This is a genomic window from Nocardia camponoti (assembly GCF_014646135.1).
GTDB lineage: Bacteria > Actinomycetota > Actinomycetes > Mycobacteriales > Mycobacteriaceae > Nocardia > Nocardia camponoti.
On sequence record NZ_BMMW01000003.1, the window covers coordinates 224540 to 250370 of the forward strand.

Consider the following 25831-nt stretch of genomic DNA (forward strand, 5'->3'; position numbering starts at 1 on the left):
CGTCACGCCCACTCGATATCGGCGGTTGAACCGCGGTCGTCTGGGGTAATCAAGGGGGCTGCCGTGCGCCGGACAACGCGGGTGAGGTTGAGGTTGAGGTCGGCGTAGATGATGCCCTCCTCGCCCTCGGGCAGCGGCTGCGCGAGTTCTTGCCCGCTCGGCCCGATAATCCGCGCGACCCCGCCGCCGCCACGCAGGAGTCGCCGGTCAGGTTGATTCGCGTCCATCACTTCCCAGCCACGCACGGGCACCACAGCGACCGGCGCGATCACGAACACGCGATGGTCGATGGCATAGCGCACGCTCGTCGCGCAGACGATGTCGGTGGACGTGTCGATGTCGCCGTGGCAGATCGTGAAACCCGACCATGACGCGACATGCACCTGTTCGCCAGCGGAACGCATGCCCGCGCGGGCGTCGGCGCGATTGTGGTCAGCGCCCCCGAGCACGCCAACGCGCGCGAATCCGGTGTCGCGCACGAGCGCGGGCGCCGACGCCGCACCGCTGGCGAACACGGTCTGCTCAAGCCCGGTCGGGCGAGCTTTGCGCGCGACAGCGAGGTCGCCGCTTGCACTAATGAGCGCCTGCGCTAGGTAGACCGAGTCACGCGACCGCTCCGCGAAACCCAAGCTCACGCAAACTTTTCGCGCTTTAACGACCGACGAAATCGCAGCCAATTCCCGACCGTCGATCGTGAGCGAATTCGCCTGATAACGTGCGCGGAACTCGTCGCCCCATTCCACCGAATTCAGCCACATCCACCAGGGAAATCCCGGCAGCATGGTTTCGGGAAACGCGATGAGCTCGGCGCCCGCATCGGCAGCGGTCTCAATCAGTTCGATAACGTGGTCTACGCCCGCCGCTTTGTTGAGCCATTTCGGCTCAGCCTGCACTGCGGCTACCCGCGTCTGATTCATCGCAGTCCCCTTCGCTACCCACTCAATGTGTACTCCAAACACATTGGTAGACAACCCTGTTCGACGTACTGCCACGGCGTGCCACGCGACTGACACAGCGTGCCATTTGTGACAAACCAGCCACGGACTAAGGCAGCGCCGCCCGCGCTAATCCGGTCCGAAACTGCCCCGGCGTCATTCCCGTTGTCGCACGAAAAACTCGATAGAACTGACGCTCGGAAGCGAATCCCGCGAGCACTGCCGTCGCCGCCGCTGACCTGCCAGGATGGGTCTTCAGCATCGCCTTCGCTCGGTCAACGCGCATCGCCCATAACCGGCCCATCACCCCAAATTCGCCGCCTTCAAAAAGGCGATACAGCGTGCGGCGCGACATCAAACAGCCGCGCGCGATCTCGTCAATTGTCAGGTTGGCGTCACCGCACTGTTTACGCATGAAATCGAGAACTTGCGCCACCCCCATCGCCCGCGCGCCCTCCTCATTTGGCAATTCGCCTGCCGCGAGCGAGATCGCCGACACGATAAGGCCTGGCAGGTGCACCGCCAACTCGGCCGCCCGATCCGTGTCAGAGAGATTGAGCCGCGCCAGATTTCGCACGAAATCGATGACAACGCCCGCAGCGGAATCGGGGCCCATCCGCAGCCCGGTCGGCAACACGCGACCCGACCAACCGTGCTGGAGAAGCGTTTCGAATTCAACGCCGACGACCAGCCGTTCAAGCGGATCGGCACCGCCAAACGTGACCGGGCTACGACTATCGAGCAGCACCATCTCACCCGCGCCGAATTCGACGTCACGCCCAGACTGTGTGACGTGGCTTCGCCCCGCGAGCCCGATCGAAAGGAACAACTTCTCGGTGCTCGATCGCGCAACCATCCGTGAATTGCGCCGAGCCTGGTATCCGTCACTACGAAGATGCGCGAATTCGGTCGCGCCTAAATGAGCGCGTGCGATCGCGCCACTAAAAGTGGTCCCAGGTGGTCTCGCATCTAATGCCACCGGTACGAAACTGCTGGCTAGCACTGATTCCCACTCGTCAACTGACGAAGCGAGGATTTTCCCACCAATCGTCTGCATGGTCGGGGAATTTAGCAGCGTATACCCGGGCTACACGGTACTGACGTGAGCGACCACACGCCCCCGCTAGTGCGCCTATCGCAGGCGAATTAGTCGCCGCAGCATCCCTCGTCAGCGACAGGAACCGTTCGAACCTCGCGCGTCTGAATATTGCGCGCCGCCAATTCCTCGTCGGCAGGATAATCGACGGCGATCAAACTCAGCCCGTGCGCGGGCGCGACGGTCACGGCACTCGCACGCTCGGTTTCGGCGAGCAGTGAACCAACCCATTCGGGAGTCCGGCGGCCCTCGCCAACAGCGAGAATCGCGCCAACCAAGCTGCGCACCATCGACCAGCAGAACGCGTCGGCGCTCACGTACGCGGTCAACGCATCGCCTTCCCGCACCCAATCGAAGCGCTGCAATTCGCGCACGGTCGTCGCGCCTTCACGGCGCTTGCAGAAGGCCGCGAAATTGTGCAGGCCAAGGAGTTTTTCCGACGCTTCGCGCATCGCGTCGATATCGAGCCCCGGCTTCGCCGCGACAACGCCACGGGCGCGCAGCGGTTCAGCACCGTAGCGCGCGGTGGTCAGCCGGTAGGCGTAATGGCGACGCAGCGCCGAAAAGCGCGCGTCGAATTCCTCGGGCACGAATCGCACGTCGGTAATGCGCACGTCGGCGGGGAGAAATCGGGCCATCCGATAAAGCAACTTATCGGGATCGACTTCGGCGGTGGTATCGAAATGCGCGACCTGGCCCTCAGCATGCACGCCCGCGTCCGTACGCCCAGCAACGGTCAAAATGATCGGCTCCCGAAACACCTTCGACAGCGAATCCTCAAGTGTCCCTTGAACAGTCCGCAACCCGGGCTGACGTGCCCAACCGGTGAAATCAGTCCCGTCGTAGCTGATCCCAAGCCGCACCCGGCTCATTCGATTACCCCTTCTCGGTGAAAGAGAACGAGCCCGCCACCCAAGCAGGGTGACGGGCTCGCAAGGTGCCTGAAATTAGGCGTCCTTCTTGTCCTCGGTGGCCTCGTCGGCAGCCGGAGCCTCGACCACGGCTTCCTCGACGACGGTCTCCTCGGCTGCCGGAGCAGCCTGCGAAGCGGCAACGCGACGAGCGCGATCGGCCTCGTTGGTGACGGTCTTCTCGCGAACGAGCTCGATGATGGCCATCGGCGCGTTGTCACCCTTGCGCGGCAGCGCCTTGGTGATGCGGGTGTAGCCGCCATCGCGACCCTCGAACGAGGGGCCGATCTCCGCGAACAGCGCGTGAACGATGTCCTTGCTGCGGATGACCTTCATGACCTCACGACGGTCGGCAAGGGTGCCGGCCTTCGCCTTGGTGATGAGCTTCTCGGCGTAGGGGCGAACCGCCTTGGCCTTGGACTCAGTGGTCGTGATCCGACCGTGTTCGAAAAGCGCCGTGGCCAGGTTGGCGAAGATCGCCTTCTGGTGCGACGCCGACCCGCCGAAGCGAGCACCCTTCTTGGGCTTAGGCATTGGATTCTCCTGGAAGTATTAAAGCTGTTCGGTCTCGGCGTAGTCCTGCTCGCCGCCGTCGGTATCACTGAAGGTGCCGCTGTCGCTCCACGTGCCAGTGGTCGCGTCGTAACCAACCACCGAAGAGGGGTCGAACGACGCGGGGCTGTCCTTGAGCGAGAGGCCGAGCGTGTGCAGCTTGACCTTGACCTCGTCGATGGACTTCTGACCGAAGTTGCGAATGTCGAGCAGATCCGACTCGGTGCGGCCAACCAGCTCGCCGACCGTGTGCACGCCTTCACGCTTCAGGCAGTTGTAGGAACGGACCGTGAGGTCCAGATCCTCGATCGGCAGCCCGAACGAAGCGATGTGATCGGCTTCGGCAGGGCTGGGGCCGATCTCGATGCCCTCAGCTTCGACGTTGAGCTCACGGGCAAGCCCGAAGAGCTCGACGAGGGTCTTACCCGCCGAAGCGAGCGCGTCCCGGGCGGTGATGGAGTTCTTGGTCTCCACGTCGAGGATGAGACGGTCGAAGTCGGTGCGCTGCTCAACGCGGGTGGCCTCAACCTTGTAGGTCACCTTGAGCACCGGGGAGTAGATCGAATCGACGGGGATTCGGCCGATTTCCGCGCCAGTCGCCTTGTTCTGCACGGCAGGCACGTAGCCGCGACCACGCTCAACAACAAGCTCGATCTCAAGCTTGCCCTTGTCGTTCAGGGTCGCGATGTGCATGTCCGGGTTGTGCACGACAACACCGGCGGGCGGGACGATGTCACCAGCGGTGACGGTGCCCGGGCCCTGCTTGCGCACGTACATGGTGACCGGCTCGTCCTCTTCGGACGACACAACAAGGCCCTTGAGGTTCAGGATGATGTCGGTGACATCTTCCTTCACGCCGGGGACAGTGGTGAACTCGTGCAGCACGCCGTCGATACGGATGCTGGTAACCGCCGCGCCCGGAATGGACGACAGCAGGGTACGACGCAGCGAGTTGCCGAGGGTGTAACCGAAGCCCGGCTCGAGGGGTTCAATGGTGAACTTCGAACGGTTCTCCGCCACAACCTCTTCGGTCAGGGTGGGACGCTGGGAAATCAGCATGGAAATCTACTTCCTGTCAGGGCATCCGCTATTTGATGCCTCATCAGTGATTCGCGGGGGCCGTCATGGGACGACCCCCACCAGAAAACGCTTACTTCGAGTAGTACTCGACGATGAGCTGTTCGGACAGCGGCACATCGATCTGGGCACGCTCGGGGAGCTGGTGCACCAGGATGCGCAGGCGGCCGGGAACGACCTGCAGCCAGCCGGGAACCGGACGCTCGCCGACAGTCTCGCGCGCGATCTGGAACGGCAGGGTCGGCAGCGACTTCTCGCGGACATCGATGATGTCGTACTGCGAGACCTGGTAGCTGGGGACGTCGACCTTCACACCGTTGACGGTGAAGTGGCCGTGGCTGACCAGCTGACGGGCCTGGCGACGGGTACGCGCGAGACCCGCGCGGTACACGACGTTGTCCAGACGCGCTTCCAGGAGACGGAGCAGGTTGTCGCCGGTCTTACCCTTGAGGCGGTTGGCCTCTTCGTAGTAACGACGGAACTGCTTCTCCATGACGCCGTAAGAGAAGCGAGCCTTCTGCTTCTCCTGCAACTGCATGAGGTACTCGGATTCCTTGATCCGCGCGCGGCCGTGCTGGCCGGGCGGGTAAGGACGACGCTCGAATGCCTGGTCGCCTCCAACGAGGTCGACGCGCAGACGACGCGACTTGCGGGTCATGGGGCCGGTATAACGTGCCATTTTAAGCTTTTTCCTTTCCCGCTATTAGACGCGACGCCGCTTGGGCGGACGGCAGCCGTTGTGCGGCTGAGGAGTGACATCAGAGATCGAACCAACTTCGAGGCCAGCGGCCTGAAGCGAACGGATCGCGGTCTCGCGGCCCGAACCCGGGCCCTTCACGAACACGTCGACCTTCTTGACGCCGTTCTCCTGCGCCTTGCGGGCAGCGTTCTCGGCAGCGAGCTGCGCGGCGAACGGGGTGCTCTTACGCGAACCCTTGAAACCGACGTGGCCCGACGACGCCCACGAGATGACGTTGCCCTCGGGGTCGGTGATCGAGACGATCGTGTTGTTGAACGTGCTCTTGATGTGCGCGTGGCCGTGCGGGATGTTCTTCTTATCCCGGCGACGCGACTTCTGAGTCTTCTTCGGGCCAGCGGCCCGGCTCTTCGGAGGCATACGCTATCCCTACTTCTTCTTGCCGGCGACGGTCTTCTTCGGACCCTTGCGCGTGCGCGCATTGGTCTTGGTGCGCTGACCACGCACAGGCAGGCCACGACGGTGGCGGATGCCCTGGTAGCAGCCAATCTCGATCTTGCGGCGAATGTCGGCCTGAACCTCGCGGCGCAGGTCACCTTCGACCTTGAAGTCCGACGCTTCGATGAAGTCGCGGAGCTTGGCAAGATCGTCGTCGCTGAGATCCTTGGAACGCAGGTCAGGGCTGACGCCCGTCTCGGCGAGGATCTCGGTGGCGCGGGTGCGCCCGATTCCGAAAATGTAGGTCAGCGCGATCTCCATGCGCTTTTCGCGCGGGAGATCAACGCCCATCAGACGTGCCATGTGGCAGGTTCCTTAATGGTTGCGGAGGTCTGCTCCCCGTCCGTCCCCCCGTCATAACAAAGGTGGGGGCACCGGCCTCCGTGCCGGTGGCTGGCGCACGCAACTACACGTGCGCTGGAGCTGGGAGTTCTTCTTTTTGGCCAATCCGATCCCACGATCGGTGCCAGGTGGTGAGGGGCTAGATCAGCCCTGACGCTGCTTGTGACGCAGGTTGTCGCAGATCACCATGACGCGCCCGTGACGGCGAATCACCTTGCACTTCTCGCAGATCTTCTTGACGCTTGGCTGAACCTTCACGTCCGTCCAATCTGTTTGGGCCCACTGGGGTGTGGACACAGTTTTTCCCCGACCTACTGATCAGGGAAGCCTTGGTCGCGTTGTCGGGAACTGCCCCGAAACGCGCTGCGACGCCGCGTGCTTTTATTCAAAGCTCGCAGCGTCGGCAAGCATCACTTGTAGCGGTAGACAATCCGGCCACGGCTCAGGTCGTAGGGAGAGAGCTCCACCACGACTCGGTCCTCGGGGAGGATACGAATGTAGTGCTGCCGCATCTTTCCGCTGATGTGCGCGAGAACCTTGTGGCCGTTCTCGAGCTCAATCCGGAACATCGCATTGGGCAGCGGTTCGACAACTCGACCCTCGACCTCGATGGCCCCGTCCTTCTTCGCCATATCCTCCGCGATCCCGGTTACGCTCAACCTGAGTTGGGTTGCCTGATAGCTGGGCACGTTTGATCAAAGCTCGATCGCACGCGAACAGTCGGCGCGTAGGTGCACCGCCGCTCAAGACTACCGGTCGGGCGCGTTTGAGGCAAAAAAGGCCAAAACGCTACACCCCGACGCGGTGTTTCGCATCGGGGGTTTTGAGTTGATGTTCGCCGGTGGGGGCTGCTCGCGTAAGCTCGCGAACGTTGGCAGTAAAGACAATAGGGCCGAGCAGATCGGGGGAACCCTGGTGAGTGAGTCGCACCGGTGAGCCGCAACAACGACAGCCTACCCATGCTGCCGCCGTGGTTGTCGGAAAGCGAAGTCACTCAGGTTGGGTATGAGGCGCCGGTAGAGAACCTGCCCGCGCGCGATTCGATCGACGACGAGCCGAAGCGTCGGCGCTTCCTTGGTGGACGGCGTCGGAAGGGTGAGGACGCTGGCTCTGATCGCCAGTCGAGTTCGGCGCCTGAGCGCGATGCCACGTCTGCGCCCGATGGTGCGTGGGGTGCGGCGCCCGCACCCGAGCGAGGTTCGCAGGCTGCGCCGGAACAGGGTGCGTGGGGTTCGCGACCTGGCCCTGAGCAAGGTCCTTTGCCAAGTCCCCATCACGAAACTCGGGGTTCGATACCCAACGCCGAGCAGGGTGCTGAACCCACTCCCACTCACGAAACTTGGGCCTCGACACCCAACGCCGAGCAGGGTGCGGCAGTTGCGCAGGGTCCTGACTCCGCGCATTCGCCGAACCCGCAGGTTGCCGCGCCGTCGGTGCTGTCGGCTGAGCCTGGGCCGGAGTGGTCGACGCCCGCGCACCTCACGCCGGAATCTTCGATCGGTGCCGCACCCACGCCTGCGGTGAGTGGCGGCTGGTCGGCGGCTTCCGTCGACGAAGACATTGTCGGTTCGTCGGCTGGCCCGTTGTTGTCGCCTCAGCGTTCCCCGCGTTCGGCCGAACCGTCGGCTGACTCAGGACGCGCACCCGTTCCTCCGCGCTTGACCGGCCCGTCGACCAGCGAGTCTGCGGCGAACCCGGCACCTGTGCGTCCGAATGCGCCCGATAGCGCAGGTCAGGGACAGGAAGCTCCGGCGCGACTTACCGCACCGACGACCGGAGTCGTACCGACCGCAGGTGCGGGTGCCGCAGAATTCGGGCGCACCCACGAAGCGTCAGCCCGCAGCTCTGCGCCCGGACTTACATCGCCCGCGCATGCTTTGAACGAGCCCCCACAGACGGACGCTGCGGCGAGCACCGCAGGTGCGGTTTCTGATTCCGGTCTTGTAGCCGAAGCGCCAGCCCGTAGCTCTGCGGTTCCACCTCGACTTACTTCGCCATCGCCTGCGCCGGACCAACCAACGGCGGCTGGCGTTGCGTCGGCCGAGGCGCCGCTGGTCGCACCTGCGAAGGTGCCCAGCTCCGCAGCCGGTCCCATGCCGAGGTGGTCCACCGAGCAGGCACCCGATGCGACGCACGCGATGACTCGCGTCGAGCTCACGGCTGACGATGTCGAAGATGCCGAACCCGCTTCACTCGCTGGTCCTGGGGCGAACGTCAACGCACCGCTCAGCGAGCCGACGGCGCAGCCAACGACCAGCGCATCCCCTCCGCAGGTCGGACCGGAAGCTCGGCCGACGGCAGGACCGGCGGCGTCGGCGTCCGTCGATCGCGCTCGTCACAGCGCGCCTGACGAGGTCAGCGGCTCCCTGCCCCATCGCACCCCCGGTCCCCCATCGACGGCCTTCACCCCACTCGGCCCGCGCCCAGAGCTACCCCCGCCACCACATCAGGCTGCTGATGCGACCGACGACGCCCCCACGTATTCCGTTGCGCCCCAGCCATATTCGACCTCCGCCGCGCCGACACAACAAGCGAACCTCACAACGCCACCGGACAGCCCGCCCACCCCTGATGCGCAATCGGGCGAGTTCGCCCAGCCCAACGGCTGGGGGCAGGTCGGCTCGCCCAGCGCGGAACAGTCCGCCCAGCCAGCCGTCCCCGCGAACTCGCAATCGGGCGAGTTCGCCCAACCCAACGCCTGGGGACAGGTCGGCACATCCAGCGCGGAGCAGTCCGCCCAGCCAGCCGTCTCCGCGAACAGTGGTCCCAGCGTGGATGGGCTCGCGAATGAAGCGGCGCGATACAGCGCCCCGCAACACCGCGCTGGTGAAGTGCCGGGCGGTCCGCAAGGCTGGGGCCAGCGAGACGCAGCTCTTCAGCAAGCCGGGCTAGCTCCTACGACCCCTGCCGACCAGGTCGGGCTCGCTACCCCCAACTCTCAGACGCCCAGCGCCCAATCGAGCGACTTCGTCCAGCCGACAGCTTGCGGGCAGCCGCCAGCGCAACAGCCGCTCGGCCCGCAGCACGCTCAGGGTGGCTGGAATCAGGTGCCGAATGGCCCCGCGCAAAACTTCGCCCCGCACGTCGCCGGTCAGTCCGCGCAGGGGTCTGGCGAGTGGCGTCAGCAGTCGCCTGTCGGGCCCGCGCAGACCGGTGGTGAGTGGAACCAAGTTTCGGTCCCGCCGCAGGAGTCGGGTCCGGCCAGCGAAGCCAGTAACGCTGCGCCGCAATACGGTTGGGGAGAAACGGGCGCGACCAATGCACCCGAACATGGGACGGCTCAGCCGGGCGATCCCAACAGCCGACAGTCTGCCCAGGCCGACAACCCCACGCCCCAGGCAGGATGGGTACAGCCGGGCGATCTCAATAGCTGGGGACAAGCGGGCGCAACCAGCGCGCCACAGTCCAACGACGCCGCGCCTCAACGTGCGTCGGCTCAGCCGGACAATGCGAATAGCGTTGCCGGGCAACATAGTTGGGGACCCACCGGGCCGCAGTCGGGTCAGGCCAACAACCTCGCGTCCCAACCTGGACGGACGCAGGCGGGGGCCGCCCAGCCCAACGACCTCGCCGCTCAGTCCGGATGGGGTCAACCCGACCCCAACGCACCCGCATGGGCGCAGTCGGGCGACCCCAACGCACCCCAGCCGAACACCACGCCCCAAGTCGGGTGGGGGCAGCCAAGCAACCCCCACGCGCCCGCGCAACCGAGCAACCCCTATGCACCCGCGCAGTCCAACAACTTCACGGCCCAACCCGGCTGGGTGAATCCCAACGCACCTGCGCAACCCAACAACTTCGCTCCTGGGTGGGGGCAACCTAACGCTCAACAGGGCTATCAGCAACCTCCGCCCTCCCTCGACAACGTCCCCATCCGGCGCGCGAAGAAAGCGCCCGGGGGCGGGTGGCGCAAGGCCGTGCATCACATGTCCGGCGGTGCGATCAATCCGGGGATGTCGGCGGAAGAGTTGCGTCTGCAAGAGCTCGTCGCGCGCATCCGGCAACCCGTGCGCGGCGACTACCGCATCGCGGTGCTCTCGCTCAAGGGTGGCGTTGGAAAGACAACGACCACAACGGGTTTGGGGTCGATCTTCGCCTCGATCCGTGGCGACCGCGTAATCGCCGTCGACGCCAACCCCGACTTCGGCACCCTCTCACAGCGCGTGGCTTTGCAAACCCGTTCGACCGTCCGCGACCTGCTGCTCGATCCTTCGATCGAACGCTATTCCGATGTCCGCAAGCACACATCGCAAAGTTCAAGCCGCTTGGAAGTGCTTGCGAGCGAACGTGATCCGGCCGCGTCCGAGTCGTTCAACGACGAGGAATACCGGGCCGTCGCACGCATTTTGCAGCGCTACTACAACATCATCCTCACCGACTGCGGCACCGGCCTGATGCACTCGGCGATGAACGGCGTGCTCGACCTCGCCCATTCGCTCGTGCTGATCTCCTCGGCCGCCATCGACGGTGCCCGCAGCGCCGCCGCTACCCTCGACTGGCTTTCCCTGCACGGCCACGACCACCTGGTCCGCAACGCGGTCGTCGTGATCAACCTGCCGCGCGAAGGCTCAGCCAACGTGGGCGTGCAGAAGCTGCGCGAGTACTTCCTCGCGAGATGCCGTGCGGTGCACATCATTCCGTTCGACGAGCACCTGTCCGAGGGCTCCGAAATCGATCTGCATCGGCTCCACAAAGCAACGAAACGCGCGTACGTGGAACTCGCTGCAACGGTGGCCGACGAGTTCTAGTCACCATTCGGGCAGTCGACGGCGACCGGCGAGCACATCGCGCACCAAATCGTCGTAGCCGTCGGCTAATTCGGCGAGGCGATGCCATGCGCCGTGCAGGACGTCGTCGTTGGCCGACAGCGTCATCAACGCCGAATGCGCGCGCACCGAAGCCTCGGCGAGCCGATCTATCACGGCCCCAATGGTTTCGGTGTGAAGCGCCGACCCGACGCGATGCTGGCGCACCGAACGCAACACCCAGTCGTCCATGGCGAGCACGAGTTCCCCACGGCGACAGTCGATTTCCCGCAGATCGGCCCCATCGAAGCGTCGCTCATGCAGCACCGCGAGGTCGCGTGCGAACCACAGCAGTGGACCACCGATCACGCGATGCCCGCGACACGCCCGAACGAGCAAATCCGACATCGGCAGTAGACCGGGCTCGACATCCCGCCAACTATCGGGGAACGCAATGACAACCGTAGAACTCTCCGCACCAGCCACGTTGCCTCGCCGTCGTCGCCGCACAGCACCGGATCAGGACTTCATTACAATAAACCTCTGAACGCGACTGTCAAGCGAGACCCCTGAGCGCAACGAGGAGCACGGATGGCCGACGGTCCCACCTACCTGCGGATCGCGGGTTTCCTGCGCGACGAGATCCGCAGCGGCACATACAAACCGGGCGACCGACTCCCGAGCATCGCCGAATTCGCCGAGCAAATGCAGGTGTCGATTACGACCTCGCGCAACGCTATTCAGGTGCTCGTCGCTGAAAACCTGGTCTACACGGCCACTTCACGCGGCACGATCGTGCGCAACCAGGAAGTGCTTGAGTCGGTGGTCACCGACCCGATTCGCCGCGATCGCCCGAAAACCGCGCACGACATCTTCGAGGAAATCGCGCGGGCAGCTAACCGGGTGCCGTCGAAGGAATTCAGCACGCGAATGGAACCAGCAGACGAACAGGTGGCCCGGTGGCTTGGCGTCGCGCCGGATTCGTGGGTGCTCGCCCGCACGGTTGTGCAGTTTCTCGACAACGAACCGTGGTCGTGGGAGGTGAGCTTTTACCCCCGCGACCTCGCCGAAGCGGCAGGGATCGACTCCCCCCGCGACATCGGTGAAGGCACAACCCGCCGCCTCGCCGACCGCGGTTACGGCGAAACCGCCCACCGCGACACCGTGCAGGCCCGCCCGGCAACACCGGAAGAGGCCGCCGTACTCGACGTCGCCCCGGGCACGATCCTGCTCGACCACCTCCGCATCGGCGCCACGCACGACCGCGTCACCCGCGCGACCCGCCACCGCTCACTAGCTGGTCAGAACCAACTTGCCTACCAGCTAGGCGATCGCAAGGGCGCCGAGGTGATCGCCCGCACTCTCGGAATCTCCCCCGGCTTCGCCGCACCGCTGCCATGACGGTGCGAATGCGCGCGGCAACGGTGGCTGACCTGCCCCTCATCTGCCGGTTGCGCGTGCAGCGGACGGACTGGCTGACCGCGCGCGGCTCGGATCAGTGGAGCGTCGCGGGCAACGGCAAGTCGATCGAGATTTTCGCGGTCGCCGTTGGCCGCGCCCTGAACGCGGGCGAAACGTGGATCGCCGAAGTCGACGGCACCCCGGCAGGAACGATCACCGTCAACCACCGAGCCGACCCTGGCCTTTGGTCACGTGACGAACTGGCCGAGTCGGTCATTGTCCACTTCATGATCGTGGACCTGAGCTTCGCCGGATGCCGAATCGGCGACGTAATGCTCACGCACGCAACAACATTGGCGCGCGCACAGCAGAAGAACTGGGTCCGGCTTGATGCTTGGACAACCAACACGGGCCTGCATAACTACTACCGCCGAGCTGGCTTTCGCCTGTCCCGCATCGCGAGAACGGCAGCGGGCCCATCGTGCGCTCTATTTGAACGGGCGACGACGCTACGCAAATCAAGATCATTAAGCGCCCGGCCGCAAGCACTCAGGGTCGACTGACCTGGCATATTCGTGCACGTTCGCGGCCCAACCCCCGATTTCGGGCCGTTCCCGCTCGAACTTGCACGATTATGCCAACGACACGCCCATCCCCCACCTCGCGCGACACGCCGAAAACGCTTAAAGCTCGTGCAAATCCGCGATCTGCACCATCTCGATCCCCGACCGCGCGACCAATATGCCGCGACCAGGTGGCATCTTGCTCGGCCGCACCTCGCCGACGATCTTGCCCTCGTCGCGGGAACCGTTCATCACCATGATGGGCACCGACAGATTCTTCATCGCACTGAGCAACGGGTCGTAAAGCGCGCGACCCGCGCCGCCCATGCGGCGGGTCACCACCATGTGCAGGCCGATGTCGCGAGCTTGCGGCAGGTATTCGAGCAGTGGCGCGAAGGGGTTGGCCGAGCCGGTGACGACCATGTCGTAGTCATCGACAACGACATAGATTTCCGGTCCGCTCCACCAGCTACGTTCGCGTAATTGCTGCGGGGTGATGTCGGAACCCGGGATGCGTTTGGCAAGGTAGCCCGCGACCTCGGCCAACATCGGACCGCAGGTCTGCGACGAGGTGGAATAGCCAGCGAGTTGGTCGCCCTCAAGGACACCGAGCATCGTGCGGCGGTAGTCGATGAGGATCACGCGCGCCTCATCAGGCGTCGACTGCTCGGCGATGCCCATCACGATGTTGCGCAGCAGGGTGGTCTTGCCCGACTCGACGTCGGCGAAGGCCATGAAGTGCGGCTCGGCCCCGAAATCCAAGACAAGCGGCTGCAATTCGGATTCGCCTTGGCCGATCACCAACCGCGTGCGATTGAGGTCGACACCTTGCGCTCGCGCGGCCGCGACCACCGCTTCGCGCGGAACGCTGAGCGGCAACATCCGCACCTCGGGTGCCTTGCGGTCGCCGTAAAGAGCGCGCAGTTCCTCGCGGGCCAGCGCGACACCGTCGCCGATGGTGTCGGGATTGGACTGAGAGTCCAAGCGGGGCAAGGCAATCAACATGTGCAACTGCTGCGGCGTGAGGCCCCGACCTGGTCGCCCGACGGGCACCTGATGCGCGGTCCGGCGGCCCATTTCCGAGTCGCCGGGGTCGCCAAGGCGCAGTTCCAGCCGAGTGCCGATCTGGTCTTTGACGACCGGTCTGATCTCGGCCCAGCGCGACGCGCCGATCATCAGGTGGATGCCGAACGAAAGACCCTGGGCGGCTATGGCATTGATGGCATCGGCGAGCACGTCGAATTCCTCACGGATCGCGGCCCAGCCGTCGATGACAAGGAAGACGTCACCAAAATTGTCGGCGGCGAGTAGGTCGCCCGCGGGCGCGACGGTTCCGTTCACCCGGCGAGCTTCCTGCGCGGCAAACTTCCGTCGCCGGAAATCGGCCATCGATTCGATGCCAAGTTCGGCGAAGCGTTCCTCACGCTGACGCAGGAGGGTGGTGAGCTCGGCGATGGTGCGTCGCACTCGGTCGCCATCGAGTCGACCCGCGACCGACCCGACGTGTGGAATCCCGACCAGCCCGGCCATCGAGCCACCGCCGAAATCCAGGCAGTAGAACTGCACCTGCTCGGGAGTGTGGGTCGCCGCGGCAGCCATGATGATGGTGCGCAGCGTGGTCGACTTGCCCGACTGCGGACCGCCGACGACAGCCACATTGCCTTGTGCCCCAGCGAGATTGATCGTGAGCACATCTCGACGCTGCTCGTATGGCTTGTCGATGACTCCGATCGGCATCCACAGCTGGCCGTGCCGGTTTACCGGCGACCGCCAGTCGGGGTCGGGCAGCAGCATATCGGCGGTCGGTGACTCGTCAAGTGGCGGCAACCAGACCTCGTGTGCCGGGCGACCATGTCCGGTGAGCCGGTTGACGACTACGTCGAGCAGGGAGTCGGGCACGCCTTCCTCGACAGTGGGCGGCGGCGGTGGCAGTTCAAGCCGACCAAGCGGCTCAGCCACGTCGACATCGACCACCGGCATGTCGACCGCCGCCGCGGTGAACACAACCGGCCGCTGACCCGCGCTGGGTCCGCCGTCGTCACCGGTGACCGCGCCCGCGGGCGCGACGTAGGGCCCCGACACGTAGCTGGCGTTGAACCGCAGCGGTTCGGACGCATCGCTCTTGAGGTAGCCAGCGCCAGGGACGCTCGGCAGGTGGTAGGCGTCGGTGATGCCAAGCACGGCCCGAGATTCGTTGGCGGAAAACGTTCTTAGGCCGATTCGGTAAGAAAGGTGCGATTCCAACCCGCGCAACTTGTTCTCCTCAAGCCGCTGCGATGCGAGCAGGAGATGCACATGCAACGAACGCCCGAGGCGCCCGATCATGACGAACAGTTCAGCGAAATCTGGCTTCTGGGAAAGCAATTCAGAGAATTCATCGACAACGACGAATAACGCTGGCAACGGGTCGAGCACAACGCCCGCCGCCCGCGCCTTCTCGTAGTCGGTGACGTTGGCGTAGTTGCCCGCCGACCGCAACAGTTCCTGGCGGCGGTTCATCTCACCGGCGAGCGCGTCTTTCATGCGGTCGACGAGCGAAAGCTCTTCTTCCAGGTTGGTGATGACGGCGGCGACGTGCGGTAGGGAGTCGAGGCCGAGGAAGGTCGCGCCACCCTTGAAGTCGACGAGCACCAGGTTGAGCGCGTCGGGCGAATGCGTCGTGACCATCGAAAGCACAAGGGTGCGAAGGAATTCCGACTTGCCCGATCCGGTGGCACCGATGCAGAGCCCATGCGGACCCATACCGTTCTCTGCCGATTCCTTGATGTCGATCTCAACCGGGGTCCCGTCGGGGGTGATGCCGATCGGGACTCGCAAGCGCTCGCGCGCGGTGCGTGGTCGCCAGACGCGAGCCGGGTCGATCTGGGCGGCGTCGGGGATACGCAGCAGGGCCATGAGGCCAGGGTCGGCGGTGGTGCCTTCGCCGAGGCTCACGATCTGAGCGGCAGTGGCGAGACGATATCGACCGAGCGCACGCGCGAAGGTCTCCGCTTCAGCGGCGCTGATCCGGTCGGGGGTGGCGAACCGCTCGACGCCCGCCGCGCTGCGCGCTGAGACAGCGCCGTCACTGACGACCAGTTGCAGGCCGCGTCGAGCCGCGAGGCCGTGTTCGGGCGCGGTTAAATCCAAGACGGTCACCGAGTCGAGCCCAGATTCACTGATCAGGCGTTCATTGCCGCTGATGTACCCGTCGTCAATGACAACGACGATGTGCGAACGGCCCTGTGTCGGTTGGGGATTGCGCATGAACCTGCCGCGCTCAAGCAGCTCGTCCGACAGCGCCGACTCCAACTCGCCGAGCGACGTGTAAAGCATGCGCGCGGAACCGAGTCCGTCGCGCTGAGTGGGGTGCTGCACGTGGGGCAGCCACTTGGTCCATGACCAGTACCGGTCGGGGTCGGCGCACACGATCGCGATCGCGAGATGATCCGGACCGTGGAACAGCGCGAGTTCCATCAGCATCGCGGTCACCAGTTCGCGTGAAAGCTCCTCTTGCCCTTCGATGTTGATCGCGGGAAACGCTCGCAGCGACACCGCCGTCGGCAACTGATGCACGACCGAATGTGTGCGAACGAAGCGGCGCAGCGCGACCGTCGACACCGGTTCGAGGTCTTCTAGCGGGCCGGTCTCGGGGCGAGCCAGCTTCGTCGCCAATCGGTGACTGCCAACGCCAACACGGATGTGCCCGAAATCGGGATCGGCCGGTCTGCGCTCCCACATCCGCCGGGTGCCGATCAGTGACGCGAGATCAGCGGGTTCGGGGTGACTCCACGTCAAGGTGTCGAGTTGCTTAATCCCCGTGTTACGCACGTCTTTTCGGATTTGATCGAGGTAGCGGAAGTAGTCTTTGCGTTCCTCGTTAAGTTCGACAGCGCGCTTGGGACCGCCACCGCGCATGCCCGCCATCATGCCCGCCATCGACATGAGCATCATCATCGGGAACATCATCGACATCGGGTTCGACAGCATGTTGCGACCCATGCTCGCCATCATCGCGATCATGCCGACAACCGCGACGACCATGATCACCGGCATCAGCTTCATCATCAACGGTGACGGGATCGCGCGCTGAATCTCGGGCGGGGCCGTAAGCGCGACCTCGCCGCCCGGCGCGCGCGGCGGCGCGATCCGTGGCTTGCGTACGAAACCTTCGGTAGCCATTACTCTGCGGGCTCCCTGCGTTGACGGAACGGATAGCCGAGCGCGGACCCGACAGCGAGCAAAACGAGCAGCGAAACCGCGCCGATCACCGCGACTCGCCTTGGTCGAGGGTCGACGGGCGCGGGAGCTGCGGGAGCGGCGATCGGGTGGCCGCTTTCGGCGTTGGCACTGACCGGGTCGACAGGCAACGTGGTGGTCAACGCGGCGAGCGGGTCGATGAGCCCGGCTCCGATGGCGTCGTCGCGGCCACGGCCCGGTGCGTGCGCGGTGCGGGTTATTCGGTCGATCACCTGTTGCGCCGACAACTCTGGGTAGCGGGCGCGGATCAGCGCGGCGAGCCCGGCGACATACGGCGCCGCGAAGGAGGTGCCGTCGACTGGTTGCGTGCCCTCGCTGGTCTGCACGCCGTCGACCAGGCCTGTCCCCCCTGGTTTGCTGTCGAGCGAGACGATATTGCGCCCGATCGCGGCGGCACCGACCCACGGCCCATGCAGCGACAGCGCCGATGGTCGCCCGTCGGGGTCGACCGAGCCGACCGAAAGGACGTAGGGCGAGAACCACGCGGGCGTGGCGACCGTACTGACGCCACCCCACCCGCTTGACTCGTTTTGCTGCTGGCAACTGCCGCTTGTCTCGACATTGCCCGCCGCCGCGACGACGACAACGCCGCGTTCATACGCGTACCGCACGGCAGCACCGAGCGTGGCGTCGGCAGTGTCCTGCCCGGCTGGCGTACACGCCACCTCGGAGATATTGATGACGGTCGCACCCAGGTCGACCGCCCGCACGACTGCCGCCGCGAGGGTGAGCACGCTGCCGTATCCGTCGCTGCGGAATTCGCCCGGCGGTTTCTCGTTCTTCCGATCCTTCGGCTCGTACGCGAGGCTCAACTGCCGGATGCTGAGGATTTCCGCTTCGGGCGCGACACCGACGAACGCGTCGTCGGGCGACGGTCGCGCGGCGATGATGCCAGCGACGAGCGTGCCGTGCCCATCACAGTCGACGGTGCCGTCGGTGTCGCTCACGTAGTCGCCGCCCGCTTGCAAGGCTGGCAGTCGAGGGTGTCGGTTCACGCCGGTGTCGATCACCGCGACCTTCTGCCCGGCACCGCGACTGAACCGCCACGCGGCCGGTAGATCGAGAACCTGTTGTGCCATTGGAGGTTCCGACGGCGCAGCCCCGCGCAATACCGGCTGCGCGCACAGTTCCCGCTGTTCAGTTGGTTCGAGCGGAGCCGGATGACCGCTGAGCGCTTGGGCCGGACCGAGCGCGCCGAGGTCGGGTTTAGGCTGCGGCACCGCCGACGCGGGCGCGGCGGCGACGAGCATGACCAGCGCGCACGTGGCGGCTAACCGGAACGCGGTCATAGATCGCGGGCGGTCGAGTACACATCCATCACCCAGAGTGCCAACGGAATCACCGCGATGATCAGCAGATACTCAAAAATCTCGATCATCCGACGAGTGACCGGGGTGACGTCAAGATGGGGTCCGATCACCCCGAAGACAACGATGGCGACCGAGGTTGCGAGCAGCGCCCCTGCCGCCGCGATGGCGAACCAGCTATGCCCGATGCCAAGGCCGAGCAGCAGCGCGAGGCCGGTGAGCCCGCCAGCGACGATCATGATCGCCGCTTGGGCGAGATCGGCGTAGGAGCGACCGCGCAGGCACAAGACGATGGCGATGATTACCGCGAGCGCGATGCCACCGGAATGCGAATGACCGAACGGGTTGGCCGCGCAGAGGGCGCCGAACCCCGCCGCGACAGCGACTGCGACGATGAGCCCGGTCTGGACCTGGTTGGCGATGCGCGCCCGTTCGCCAAGCCCGGCCGCCGACGGCAACGCGACCGCGCCAATGGCTCCGATGCCCTCGATCGTTGGCCGTTGCTCGTGGTCGGCCGGATCGATCGCGCCGCCCGCGGTGGGGACCGGCGGGATCGGCAGTCGCGCGACTAACGCGGCGAGCCGTGGCACCGACGACAGCAGAATCAGCGCGCTGACAAGCACGCCTGCCGAAAGGCTGGAAAAGCTTGGTGCCCAAACTAATTCGATGGCGGCGGCAACCGCGACAATGACGCTCAACGCGATCGCGGCGGCGAACAAACTCGCGCCAACCCCGGTGAGCCGGTAGCCAAGCACCCCGACAACCAAGACGACGACCGAGCCGAGTAACACGTGCGCGGCGCCGAGGTGGCCGGGAACAACAAGCGCACCGCCACCGAAAGCCAAAACCAGCGCGTCGAGGGCAAGCCAGGTACCAGTTCGTGTGTCACCGTACTTGCGCACGCCAATTCCCGCCGCGACCATCGCGCCGATGCCAAGCCCAAGTAGGCCGATTCCGGGGGCGAGCGGGTCGCCGTCGACGCGGGCGAGACCAAGCAGCAGCAGCGTCGCGAGCACGCCAACCAGCGAAAGTACGAGTCCGGTCGTGCGCGCAGCCGCAGCCGACCACGACGTGAATTCGCTTGCGGTGAGCTGGGACACGGCATCGATGACGTCATCGAAAAGCGCGGGTGCCTCTTTGCGCGAAACCGGGCTCAGCACAAGCAGTTCCCCGTCGAACACCTCCGACTCGGTGAGGGTTCGGCTCGGCGCGAGCGGGTCGCGACCAAGGCGTGCGAGCGTCCAGTGCTGGGCGGTGACGGGGGCCGAATCCTCGTCGGCGTCGGCGATACGCGGATCGCGCGAGCGGATGAGCGTGACCAGCTCGCCGATGAAAGTAGCGATCGGCACCGTCGCGGGCAAGCCGATGTCGAGCTGGGTATCGCCGCCGATCACCGACACTCGACAGAGCTCGGGCTCGGATGCTCGCTGGCCCGTCATCTCCATCCAGCCGCCTCCACAACGAACCTTCGCATGCCTTCACCAGTAACTCAGAGTGAACTTTGGTCGCCGCCAACGGTTCTCGTTGCGACCGTGCCATGACATTACATAATCTAACGGTTAACGCGAGTTCTCCATCAAGACGAAGATTCCGGGGTCGAGACAACAGTGCCAGATATCCGCCAGGCCCAGCGAGCGTTCGACGCGGGCGTCCTCTCGCTCGGACTCAGCATCGACGGCCAGGAGTCGGGGCGCGATCTGGAATACGCCAAACTCGCCTTCCAGCGGGCAACCGAGTGGGACGCGTCGATGGCCGACGCGTGGCTTGGCCGGGCAGCCGCTGGCGAGGTTACCGCCGATGTCCTGGCGAATCTGTATCGAACAAGCCGAGATTCGCTTGGTCGTGAGCAACGGCGAGTTGGCCTCGCGCCGCGCGCGCTTTCGGCCAAATTCGATCCAGGCCTCTACATCAGCTACCCGCTCGCGTCGCTCACCGAGGCGTGGTTGGCGTGGGCGTCGCTGCTGATCGGACAGGGTGAATACGGTGCCGCCGAGCAGGTGCTCGACGAGCTCGACACCGTCCGGCGCGCGCGCGTCGACGACCCCGACCGCGCCCACGACGACCTGGTCTGCCTCTACGTGCGCGGCATCCTGCACTTCAATACGCAGCGCTGGTCGGACGTGATGACCGTGCTCGCCGGGTCGGCCGAATGGACCGACCCGTACCTGGCGACCGGCGCGCACGTGATGGTCGGTACCGCCTGCGCGCAACTCGGGCTTTTCGGCGAGGCCGTGCGCCGGATGGAACAGGCTGAGGCAGGCCCGATTCCACTCGCCCGCGCGCACGCGATGCACAGTCGGGGGCTGTGTCTGCGGGAAATGGGCAGCGAAGCCGAGGCACAGGCACTGTTCGAACAGGTGTACTCGCAGTCGCCGGATTTCGCGGCCAACACCGCGGCCATGCGCGACCGCACCTACCGCATCACCGTCACCAGTCGCGAGTCCATCGACGCGCGCACCGACAAGTGGGATCCGAAATCGGCACCAAGCGTGGCCGAGCTAGCCACTGCCGAAGCCGAGGACCGCGCCAAGGACGTGCTCGCCCAAGCCCGGGCTGAACTGGACCGTCAGGTGGGGCTCGCGTCGGTGAAGACCCAGGTCGCGAAGCTCCAGTCCTCGGCACAACTGGCGAAAATCCGTGCGGAGAAAGGACTTTCGAGCCAGTCGCGCGGACAGCACCTCGCCTTCACCGGGCCGCCGGGCACCGGCAAGACAACGATCGCGCGGGTGGTCGCCAAGATCTACTGCGGAGTCGGGCTGCTCAAGACCGACAAGGTGATCGAGGCAAAGCGCGTCGACTTCGTGAGCCAGAACCTCGGCGGCACCGCGATCAAGTCGGAAAAGCTGATCGACTCGGCGATGGACGGGGTGCTGTTCATCGACGAGGCGTACACCCTGATCCAGACGGGCCTGTCCGGTGGCGACGCGTTCGGTCGGGAGGCCGTCGACACGCTGCTTGCCCGGATGGAAAACGACAGGGACCGGCTCGTTGTGATCATCGCGGGCTACGACGGCGAGATTGACCGCTTGCTCGCGGCCAATGACGGCCTCGCGTCCCGCTTCGCCAAGCGCCTACAGTTCCCCTCTTACACCCCTGACGAACTTGGGCAGATCGGCGAGATCATCGCGAGTGGTCGCGATTCCCAGCTCGCTGACGCCGCGAGCGCCGCGCTCATCGAGGCGTGCTCGTTCCTCTACGACATCGAAAGCACCGACCAAAGCGGGCAACCCCGTCGCGGTGTCGACCTCGCTGGCAACGGCCGTTTCATCCGCAACGTGATCGAGGCAGCCGAGGAGGAACGGGAGTTCCGGTTGGCGAACGACGCCGAAATCGACCTCACCGAGGTCGACGACGACGTGCTGATGCGCATCGAGGAACCGGACATGCGCATCGCCCTGCGCAGCATCCTCGCCACGTTGAATGTGGGTGAGCTGCCCGCTTCGCTGCGCTAGCGGTTACTTTCCCGATGGCAGTGAGTCGTAGCTCGTCAGCGCGTCCTTCGCGGAAAGTGTTGGGCCGGGGACTAATTGGCCGACGATCGACCACGGGGCAAGCCGGGGCTTCGATTCAAGCCCGAGCATCGCGGCGGCCTCCGGCGTCGGCACGCCATAGCGAATGCCGTTGTCGGCCACGTAGAACAGCGACTCGCGGCGCGGACTGCCCGCGTCGGCACCGGTGATCTGGACAAACTCGCCCGACATCGGCGCGAGGTAGACCTCGTCGACACGGTCACCGGTACCGTCGGCGGTCGACAGGTCGACCGGCTTCGCCGACGATGGCAGCGGCAGTCGCTGGCCAAGCAGCATCGTGAGCTTGGCGCGCTCCCCCGGGCCCTCGATCGCCGTCGCTGTGCCGGGCGACTTCGCCCAATTCACGCAGGCGACCGGCGCGTCTTCGGCGGAGACGAGGCGAGGACGCTGGGTGGGAAAGTCGACGACGGGGAGCGAGGTAAGCACACGGACCTGGTCGAGCACGTCGGGCGGCAACGCGGCAATCTCGCGCATCCCGTGTGAATCCGCGTTGCGCAGCAACTCAGCTGTGAACGGGCTGACCTGCTGCACGCCCTCAGCGAGGACAACGTAGGTGGTCGCACCGACCGAGATCACGCCGCCGACGGGCACGCTGGCCAACTTGCCGGGCCCAGGTTGCCCAGCACCGGGGATCGTCGGGACCGCGATCGGATCGACTTGTGTTGTCGCACCGAGGAATCCGGTGCCGACGGGCCGGGCTCGCACACTCGACAGGCCGAGCGTGCGGGCGACAACCGAGTTCGCGGCGTCGACCTCAGCACGCAAGCCGTTGTAGACGAGGTAGGTCTTGTCACCGCGTTTAACCAGTAGCGCGTCCGAGGCTTCGGCTTCGGCGACCCGATCGCCGAGCGCGGGTGCGCCGGCGATCACCGTTGTTGTTCCGCCGGTCGCGCTTGCCGCGCTGCCGGTGATCGACAGCTGCGTTGTCTCGCACAGCGTCCACCTTGACGCGTTGCCCTGCTTCGAACCGGGCATCGCCGCTGGCGCGCCGGGGATACCAAGCAGCGGGCCGCGCGACATCGAGTCGAGCTTGGCGTCTTTCACCGAGTGCGGTTCGGCAGCCGATCCGGCGATCAGGCGCGCGGAAGCGAGGTTGAGCACCGGATGCAGGGTTTTGCCGCCATCCTTACCAGCGACGACTACGTACATCGCGCCGCTCTGCTTTCCGGTGATGATCAGCGAATCCCCAATGGCACCTTGGGGTTTCAGAAAGCTCATGATGGCGGCGCCAGCGATAATAATGAGGCCGAGTACCGCGCCGACCCACAGCGACCGACTTTGCGAACGCATCGGATCGTGCAGCATCCGCACGTCGCGACGTACGAGCGCGTGGTCGAGCCGCCGCAGCAGAAACCGGTAACCGTTGACCTGAGCCTTTGTCGTCAACTGTGCTGGCACGCTCGACACGGTACCGTAAGTAACGACCGCTTCCTGGGCGAGAATTCCGTTGCGGGAACGTACGCATAAGAGGGACAGGCGTTTTGAACACTGACGACCAGGCCAACGCGTGGCGCGATCCCGAGTTCTGGCTCTTTCGAGTGCTTCCCCTGCGCGCGACGGTGCCGGTCGCGGTGCTTGCCGCCGCCATTGCCTGGGTCGTGCTCGCCACCACCCATTCGCTGCCCGGGGCGGGCGGCACCGCCGCTGCCACACTGCTGATCGGCTTGCTTCCGATTCGGGGACGTGGACTAGCGATCCGAATTGCGGGCTGGGTCGCGCGACGTCACGCCCGACGCGACGAAACCATCGATCGCGCACCAGCATTTGATGTTCCGCTACCCGAAGGTGGTGCGTGTGGAGTCCGCTGGGACGGCGATCTCCTGCTCACCATGCTGCGGATCGAGCCACCCGACGACACGCTCACGCTGCTGCGCGCGGGCACGCTCAGCGCCGACCAACTTCTCCCGCTCACCGAAATCGCCGCCTGTCTCAGCCAATTCGACATCGAGTTGGCGAGCATCGACGTGATCGCCACCGGCGCGCGCACGGCGGGAACAGGACCGGCAGCGCGGCTATACGACAGCATCCTCGGACCACTGCCCGCGATCGCCTATCGAACCTGTTGGCTCGCACTGCGATTCGACCCCACTCACAACGTCGGCGCGGTCGCCAAACGCGGCGGCGGGGCGACAGGTGCGCTGCGCACCGCGATCATCGCGACGAGACGCGTAGCGAATCGACTCGCCACCAACGATGTCCACGCCGCCGTACTGACCGCGACCGAGATGAACAGCGCGGTAAGGGAACTCACGCACGGGTTCGAGCCAACCGAGCTCACTGAGACGGCGATTGGCCTTGTCGGACGCGGTCGCTACCTGACCCACTACCAACTCGCCGCGCCGATGCTCAGCGATGCCGGGTTCGCCGCGATCTGGTCGACACCGACGCTGTCGACCACCGTCACACTGCGGCTGCGGCCGGGCGGCGGCGATAACCGGGCATCAACGGTGGTACTCAACGCCGTCGTGCGCTTCGACACCGACAGCGAACTGGCGAGCGCCCCACTGATCGGACTACGCGATTTGCCCGGGAGACAGCGTCGAATGTTGTTGGACACCTTGCCGATTGGTTCGACCAACGCGGCAGCCGACGGGTATCGCGGCAGCGTCGCCGCCCTCGCCGCGCTAGCCGTGCCAACGATCGGCTGCGGGCAACTGATTGGCGCGGACGAGCGCGGGCAAGGCATCGCGGTACCGCTCATTGGCGACGGCACCCGGCGCGTTGACATCGTCGGCTCGCTCGACCTCGCCCAGCAGGTAATCCTGCGCGCCACCGGACTCGGCGCGCACGCGGTGATCTACACCGCTCGCCCCAACGCATGGCAGTCGATGGTCGCCAATCTCGCGACGCCCCAGCTCCTTTCGATCGCGCCGCGCGTTGCTGGCGCGAGCCCGCAACCCCAAACCGGACCGCCACCGATCCCGGCGGCACCCTTCCCGACGACCACGGTCCTCGTTTACGACGGCATCGCCCCAACCAGTCATCTTGGCGGTGCGACCGTGGTCGAGGTGATGACGTCTCCGCGCGACCCCGACGCCGCGTCGGCTATCGACGTGACGTTGATCCAGGACCCCACCGCGCCCAACCGCGTCACCGTCCGCACCGCGACCGGGTCAACGACGGTCACCATGGTGACGACACCAGGCGAACTGCACTACATCGGCGAATCACTCGCCGCGCGATAGCTCCCGCACAGCGCGAAGCACCCGAAACACCTGGGTGTTTCGGGTGCTGATCGGGCGGCAACTAGAAGTCAGCGAAGCCGTCGCCAACCTTGCCGTCTGCCTCAAGCGCGCGATGCAGCGCCGACTCCACCTGGGCGGCGAGCTTGTCGAGCTTCTCCAGGGTGTCCGACAGCTCGGTCTTGAGGTTGCCGTGCGCGCGCACGAAGTTGGCGACCGCGTTCTCACCCTGCAGGTTGTTCTGGAAATCGGTCGACGCCGAATCGAGTTCCGCGATCTGCCCCTTCATCTGCCCACCGTAGGTCTGCAGATCGGTGAAGAGCTCGTTCATCGCGGTCGGATCGTAAAGAATCGTCATAGCTTGAATCCTTTTCGTTAAACGAGATTGGTGTGCGAACCAGCCGACGGCGCGGCAGCGCCACCACCGGACAGGCCCTGGCCGTCCATGTTCACGATCGTCGACTTGCCACTGCCCACCGCAGCGGTGAACAGGTCGAACTGCTTGTTGAGGTCGTCGGACTCCTTGTTCCACGCCTCGGCTACCTTGACGAACTCGTCGGAGGCGTCGCCCTTCCAACCGCGCAATACGGCCTTGGCCGACTCGTCGATCTCGTTCACCGACTTGCGCAGCGCGGCGATGGTCGTCTCAAGGTGGGAAACGACCTTGTCGATCCCACCGGCTTCTACGCCTACTGGTCCCTGAGGGGGCATGGTTAAACCTTTCTCAACTTCATGGGTGGATCTTCATGCGTGGAT

The 25831-nt window shown here is 65.3% G+C and carries 22 protein-coding genes; 5 read left to right on the top strand and 17 right to left on the bottom strand.

Annotated features, from left to right (window positions below):
- Positions 1-2: 2 nt before the first annotated feature.
- The 10 genes from IEX78_RS15925 to infA all read right to left on the bottom strand — a co-directional run bounded on the left by IEX78_RS15925 (position 3) and on the right by infA (position 6740).
- Positions 3-917, bottom strand: coding sequence for a nitrilase-related carbon-nitrogen hydrolase (locus IEX78_RS15925; RefSeq protein WP_188829797.1), 915 nt, complete (start codon positions 915-917; stop codon positions 3-5).
- Positions 918-1044: 127 nt separating this feature from the next.
- Positions 1045-1992, bottom strand: coding sequence for an AraC-like ligand-binding domain-containing protein (locus tag IEX78_RS15930; RefSeq protein ID WP_188829798.1), 948 nt, complete (start codon positions 1990-1992; stop codon positions 1045-1047).
- A gap of 89 nt (positions 1993-2081) precedes the next feature.
- The gene (gene truA, locus IEX78_RS15935) at positions 2082-2903 is read right to left on the bottom strand and encodes a tRNA pseudouridine(38-40) synthase TruA (protein ID WP_188829799.1); all 822 of its coding nucleotides are present in this window, start codon (positions 2901-2903) and stop codon (positions 2082-2084) included.
- Positions 2904-2978: 75 nt separating this feature from the next.
- Entirely contained in the window at positions 2979-3476 is a 498-nt protein-coding gene (gene rplQ, locus IEX78_RS15940; protein ID WP_188829800.1) for a 50S ribosomal protein L17, read from the bottom strand.
- A gap of 18 nt (positions 3477-3494) precedes the next feature.
- A complete protein-coding gene (locus tag IEX78_RS15945; protein WP_188829801.1) occupies positions 3495-4553 on the bottom strand; it encodes a DNA-directed RNA polymerase subunit alpha in 1059 nt (352 codons plus the stop codon).
- Positions 4554-4644: 91 nt separating this feature from the next.
- Positions 4645-5250, bottom strand: a complete 606-nt coding sequence (gene rpsD / locus IEX78_RS15950) for a 30S ribosomal protein S4 (protein ID WP_188829802.1) — start codon at positions 5248-5250, stop codon at positions 4645-4647.
- A gap of 24 nt (positions 5251-5274) precedes the next feature.
- Positions 5275-5688: a 30S ribosomal protein S11 gene (rpsK, locus tag IEX78_RS15955; RefSeq protein ID WP_019045110.1), complete on the bottom strand. Its 414-nt coding sequence runs from the start codon at positions 5686-5688 to the stop codon at positions 5275-5277.
- A 9-nt stretch (positions 5689-5697) separates the two neighbouring features.
- Positions 5698-6069, bottom strand: a complete 372-nt coding sequence (gene rpsM / locus IEX78_RS15960; protein ID WP_188829803.1) for a 30S ribosomal protein S13 — start codon at positions 6067-6069, stop codon at positions 5698-5700.
- A gap of 183 nt (positions 6070-6252) precedes the next feature.
- Positions 6253-6366: a 50S ribosomal protein L36 gene (gene rpmJ, locus IEX78_RS15965; RefSeq protein ID WP_011207363.1), complete on the bottom strand. Its 114-nt coding sequence runs from the start codon at positions 6364-6366 to the stop codon at positions 6253-6255.
- 152 nt (positions 6367-6518) lie between these two features.
- Positions 6519-6740, bottom strand: a complete 222-nt coding sequence (gene infA / locus IEX78_RS15970; protein ID WP_003418601.1) for a translation initiation factor IF-1 — start codon at positions 6738-6740, stop codon at positions 6519-6521.
- Between the two features lie 300 nt (positions 6741-7040).
- Between infA and IEX78_RS24300 the strand changes: the two genes are divergently transcribed.
- Positions 7041-10856: a nucleotide-binding protein gene (locus IEX78_RS24300; RefSeq protein ID WP_229684036.1), complete on the top strand. Its 3816-nt coding sequence runs from the start codon at positions 7041-7043 to the stop codon at positions 10854-10856.
- Here IEX78_RS24300 and IEX78_RS15980 read toward each other — a convergent pair whose 3' ends face one another.
- Positions 10857-11261: a DUF4254 domain-containing protein gene (locus IEX78_RS15980; protein ID WP_188829804.1), complete on the bottom strand. Its 405-nt coding sequence runs from the start codon at positions 11259-11261 to the stop codon at positions 10857-10859.
- Between the two features lie 183 nt (positions 11262-11444).
- Between IEX78_RS15980 and IEX78_RS15985 the strand changes: the two genes are divergently transcribed.
- On the top strand, positions 11445-12254 hold the full coding sequence (locus tag IEX78_RS15985) for a GntR family transcriptional regulator (RefSeq protein ID WP_188829805.1): 810 nt from the start codon (positions 11445-11447) through the stop codon (positions 12252-12254).
- Complete coding sequence (locus IEX78_RS15990) at positions 12251-12817, top strand: GNAT family N-acetyltransferase (RefSeq protein ID WP_188829806.1); 567 nt, start codon at positions 12251-12253, stop codon at positions 12815-12817. The genes IEX78_RS15985 and IEX78_RS15990 overlap by 4 nt, the downstream gene beginning before the upstream one ends.
- Before the next feature lie 120 nt (positions 12818-12937).
- Here the strand turns inward: IEX78_RS15990 and eccCa are convergent, their stop codons facing one another.
- From eccCa to eccD, 3 genes are read right to left on the bottom strand one after another with little or no spacing between them, the layout of a single operon-like run.
- The gene (eccCa, locus tag IEX78_RS15995) at positions 12938-16978 is read right to left on the bottom strand and encodes a type VII secretion protein EccCa (RefSeq protein ID WP_188829807.1); all 4041 of its coding nucleotides are present in this window, start codon (positions 16976-16978) and stop codon (positions 12938-12940) included.
- Entirely contained in the window at positions 16978-18345 is a 1368-nt protein-coding gene (gene mycP, locus IEX78_RS16000) for a type VII secretion-associated serine protease mycosin (RefSeq protein WP_229684037.1), read from the bottom strand. The genes eccCa and mycP overlap by 1 nt, the downstream gene beginning before the upstream one ends.
- Positions 18342-19808 carry a type VII secretion integral membrane protein EccD gene (gene eccD / locus IEX78_RS16005; RefSeq protein WP_188829808.1) on the bottom strand — a complete coding sequence of 489 codons (1467 nt, stop codon included), beginning with the start codon at positions 19806-19808 and terminating at the stop codon, positions 18342-18344. The genes mycP and eccD overlap by 4 nt, the downstream gene beginning before the upstream one ends.
- A 162-nt stretch (positions 19809-19970) precedes the next feature.
- Here eccD and eccA point away from each other — a divergent pair, with 162 nt between their 5' ends.
- Complete coding sequence (gene eccA, locus IEX78_RS16010) at positions 19971-21815, top strand: type VII secretion AAA-ATPase EccA (protein ID WP_188829809.1); 1845 nt, start codon at positions 19971-19973, stop codon at positions 21813-21815.
- Positions 21816-21818: 3 nt separating this feature from the next.
- Here the strand turns inward: eccA and eccB are convergent, their stop codons facing one another.
- Complete coding sequence (eccB, locus tag IEX78_RS16015; RefSeq protein ID WP_188829810.1) at positions 21819-23291, bottom strand: type VII secretion protein EccB; 1473 nt, start codon at positions 23289-23291, stop codon at positions 21819-21821.
- An 83-nt stretch (positions 23292-23374) separates the two neighbouring features.
- On the opposite strand from eccB, the gene eccE reads away from it, so the two are divergent.
- The gene (gene eccE, locus IEX78_RS16020) at positions 23375-25078 is read left to right on the top strand and encodes a type VII secretion protein EccE (protein ID WP_188829811.1); all 1704 of its coding nucleotides are present in this window, start codon (positions 23375-23377) and stop codon (positions 25076-25078) included.
- A 61-nt stretch (positions 25079-25139) separates the two neighbouring features.
- Here eccE and IEX78_RS16025 read toward each other — a convergent pair whose 3' ends face one another.
- Both IEX78_RS16025 and IEX78_RS16030 read right to left on the bottom strand, forming a co-directional pair.
- On the bottom strand, positions 25140-25433 hold the full coding sequence (locus IEX78_RS16025) for a type VII secretion protein EsxR (protein WP_229684038.1): 294 nt from the start codon (positions 25431-25433) through the stop codon (positions 25140-25142).
- Between the two features lie 17 nt (positions 25434-25450).
- Entirely contained in the window at positions 25451-25786 is a 336-nt protein-coding gene (locus IEX78_RS16030; RefSeq protein WP_188829812.1) for a WXG100 family type VII secretion target, read from the bottom strand.
- Between the last annotated feature and the right edge of the window lie 45 nt (positions 25787-25831).

Coding starts and splice junctions, on each gene's coding strand:
- IEX78_RS15925 (WP_188829797.1), bottom strand. CDS start 917: ATGAATCAGACGCGGGTAGCCGCAGTGCAGGCTGAGCCGAAATGGCTC.
- IEX78_RS15930 (WP_188829798.1), bottom strand. CDS start 1,992: ATGCAGACGATTGGTGGGAAAATCCTCGCTTCGTCAGTTGACGAGTGG.
- truA (WP_188829799.1), bottom strand. CDS start 2,903: ATGAGCCGGGTGCGGCTTGGGATCAGCTACGACGGGACTGATTTCACC.
- rplQ (WP_188829800.1), bottom strand. CDS start 3,476: ATGCCTAAGCCCAAGAAGGGTGCTCGCTTCGGCGGGTCGGCGTCGCAC.
- IEX78_RS15945 (WP_188829801.1), bottom strand. CDS start 4,553: ATGCTGATTTCCCAGCGTCCCACCCTGACCGAAGAGGTTGTGGCGGAG.
- rpsD (WP_188829802.1), bottom strand. CDS start 5,250: ATGGCACGTTATACCGGCCCCATGACCCGCAAGTCGCGTCGTCTGCGC.
- rpsK (WP_019045110.1), bottom strand. CDS start 5,688: ATGCCTCCGAAGAGCCGGGCCGCTGGCCCGAAGAAGACTCAGAAGTCG.
- rpsM (WP_188829803.1), bottom strand. CDS start 6,069: ATGGCACGTCTGATGGGCGTTGATCTCCCGCGCGAAAAGCGCATGGAG.
- infA (WP_003418601.1), bottom strand. CDS start 6,740: ATGGCGAAGAAGGACGGGGCCATCGAGGTCGAGGGTCGAGTTGTCGAA.
- IEX78_RS15980 (WP_188829804.1), bottom strand. CDS start 11,261: ATGTCGGATTTGCTCGTTCGGGCGTGTCGCGGGCATCGCGTGATCGGT.
- IEX78_RS15985 (WP_188829805.1), top strand. CDS start 11,445: ATGGCCGACGGTCCCACCTACCTGCGGATCGCGGGTTTCCTGCGCGAC.
- IEX78_RS15990 (WP_188829806.1), top strand. CDS start 12,251: ATGACGGTGCGAATGCGCGCGGCAACGGTGGCTGACCTGCCCCTCATC.
- eccCa (WP_188829807.1), bottom strand. CDS start 16,978: ATGGCTACCGAAGGTTTCGTACGCAAGCCACGGATCGCGCCGCCGCGC.
- mycP (WP_229684037.1), bottom strand. CDS start 18,345: ATGACCGCGTTCCGGTTAGCCGCCACGTGCGCGCTGGTCATGCTCGTC.
- eccD (WP_188829808.1), bottom strand. CDS start 19,808: ATGGAGATGACGGGCCAGCGAGCATCCGAGCCCGAGCTCTGTCGAGTG.
- IEX78_RS16025 (WP_229684038.1), bottom strand. CDS start 25,433: ATGACGATTCTTTACGATCCGACCGCGATGAACGAGCTCTTCACCGAT.
- IEX78_RS16030 (WP_188829812.1), bottom strand. CDS start 25,786: ATGCCCCCTCAGGGACCAGTAGGCGTAGAAGCCGGTGGGATCGACAAG.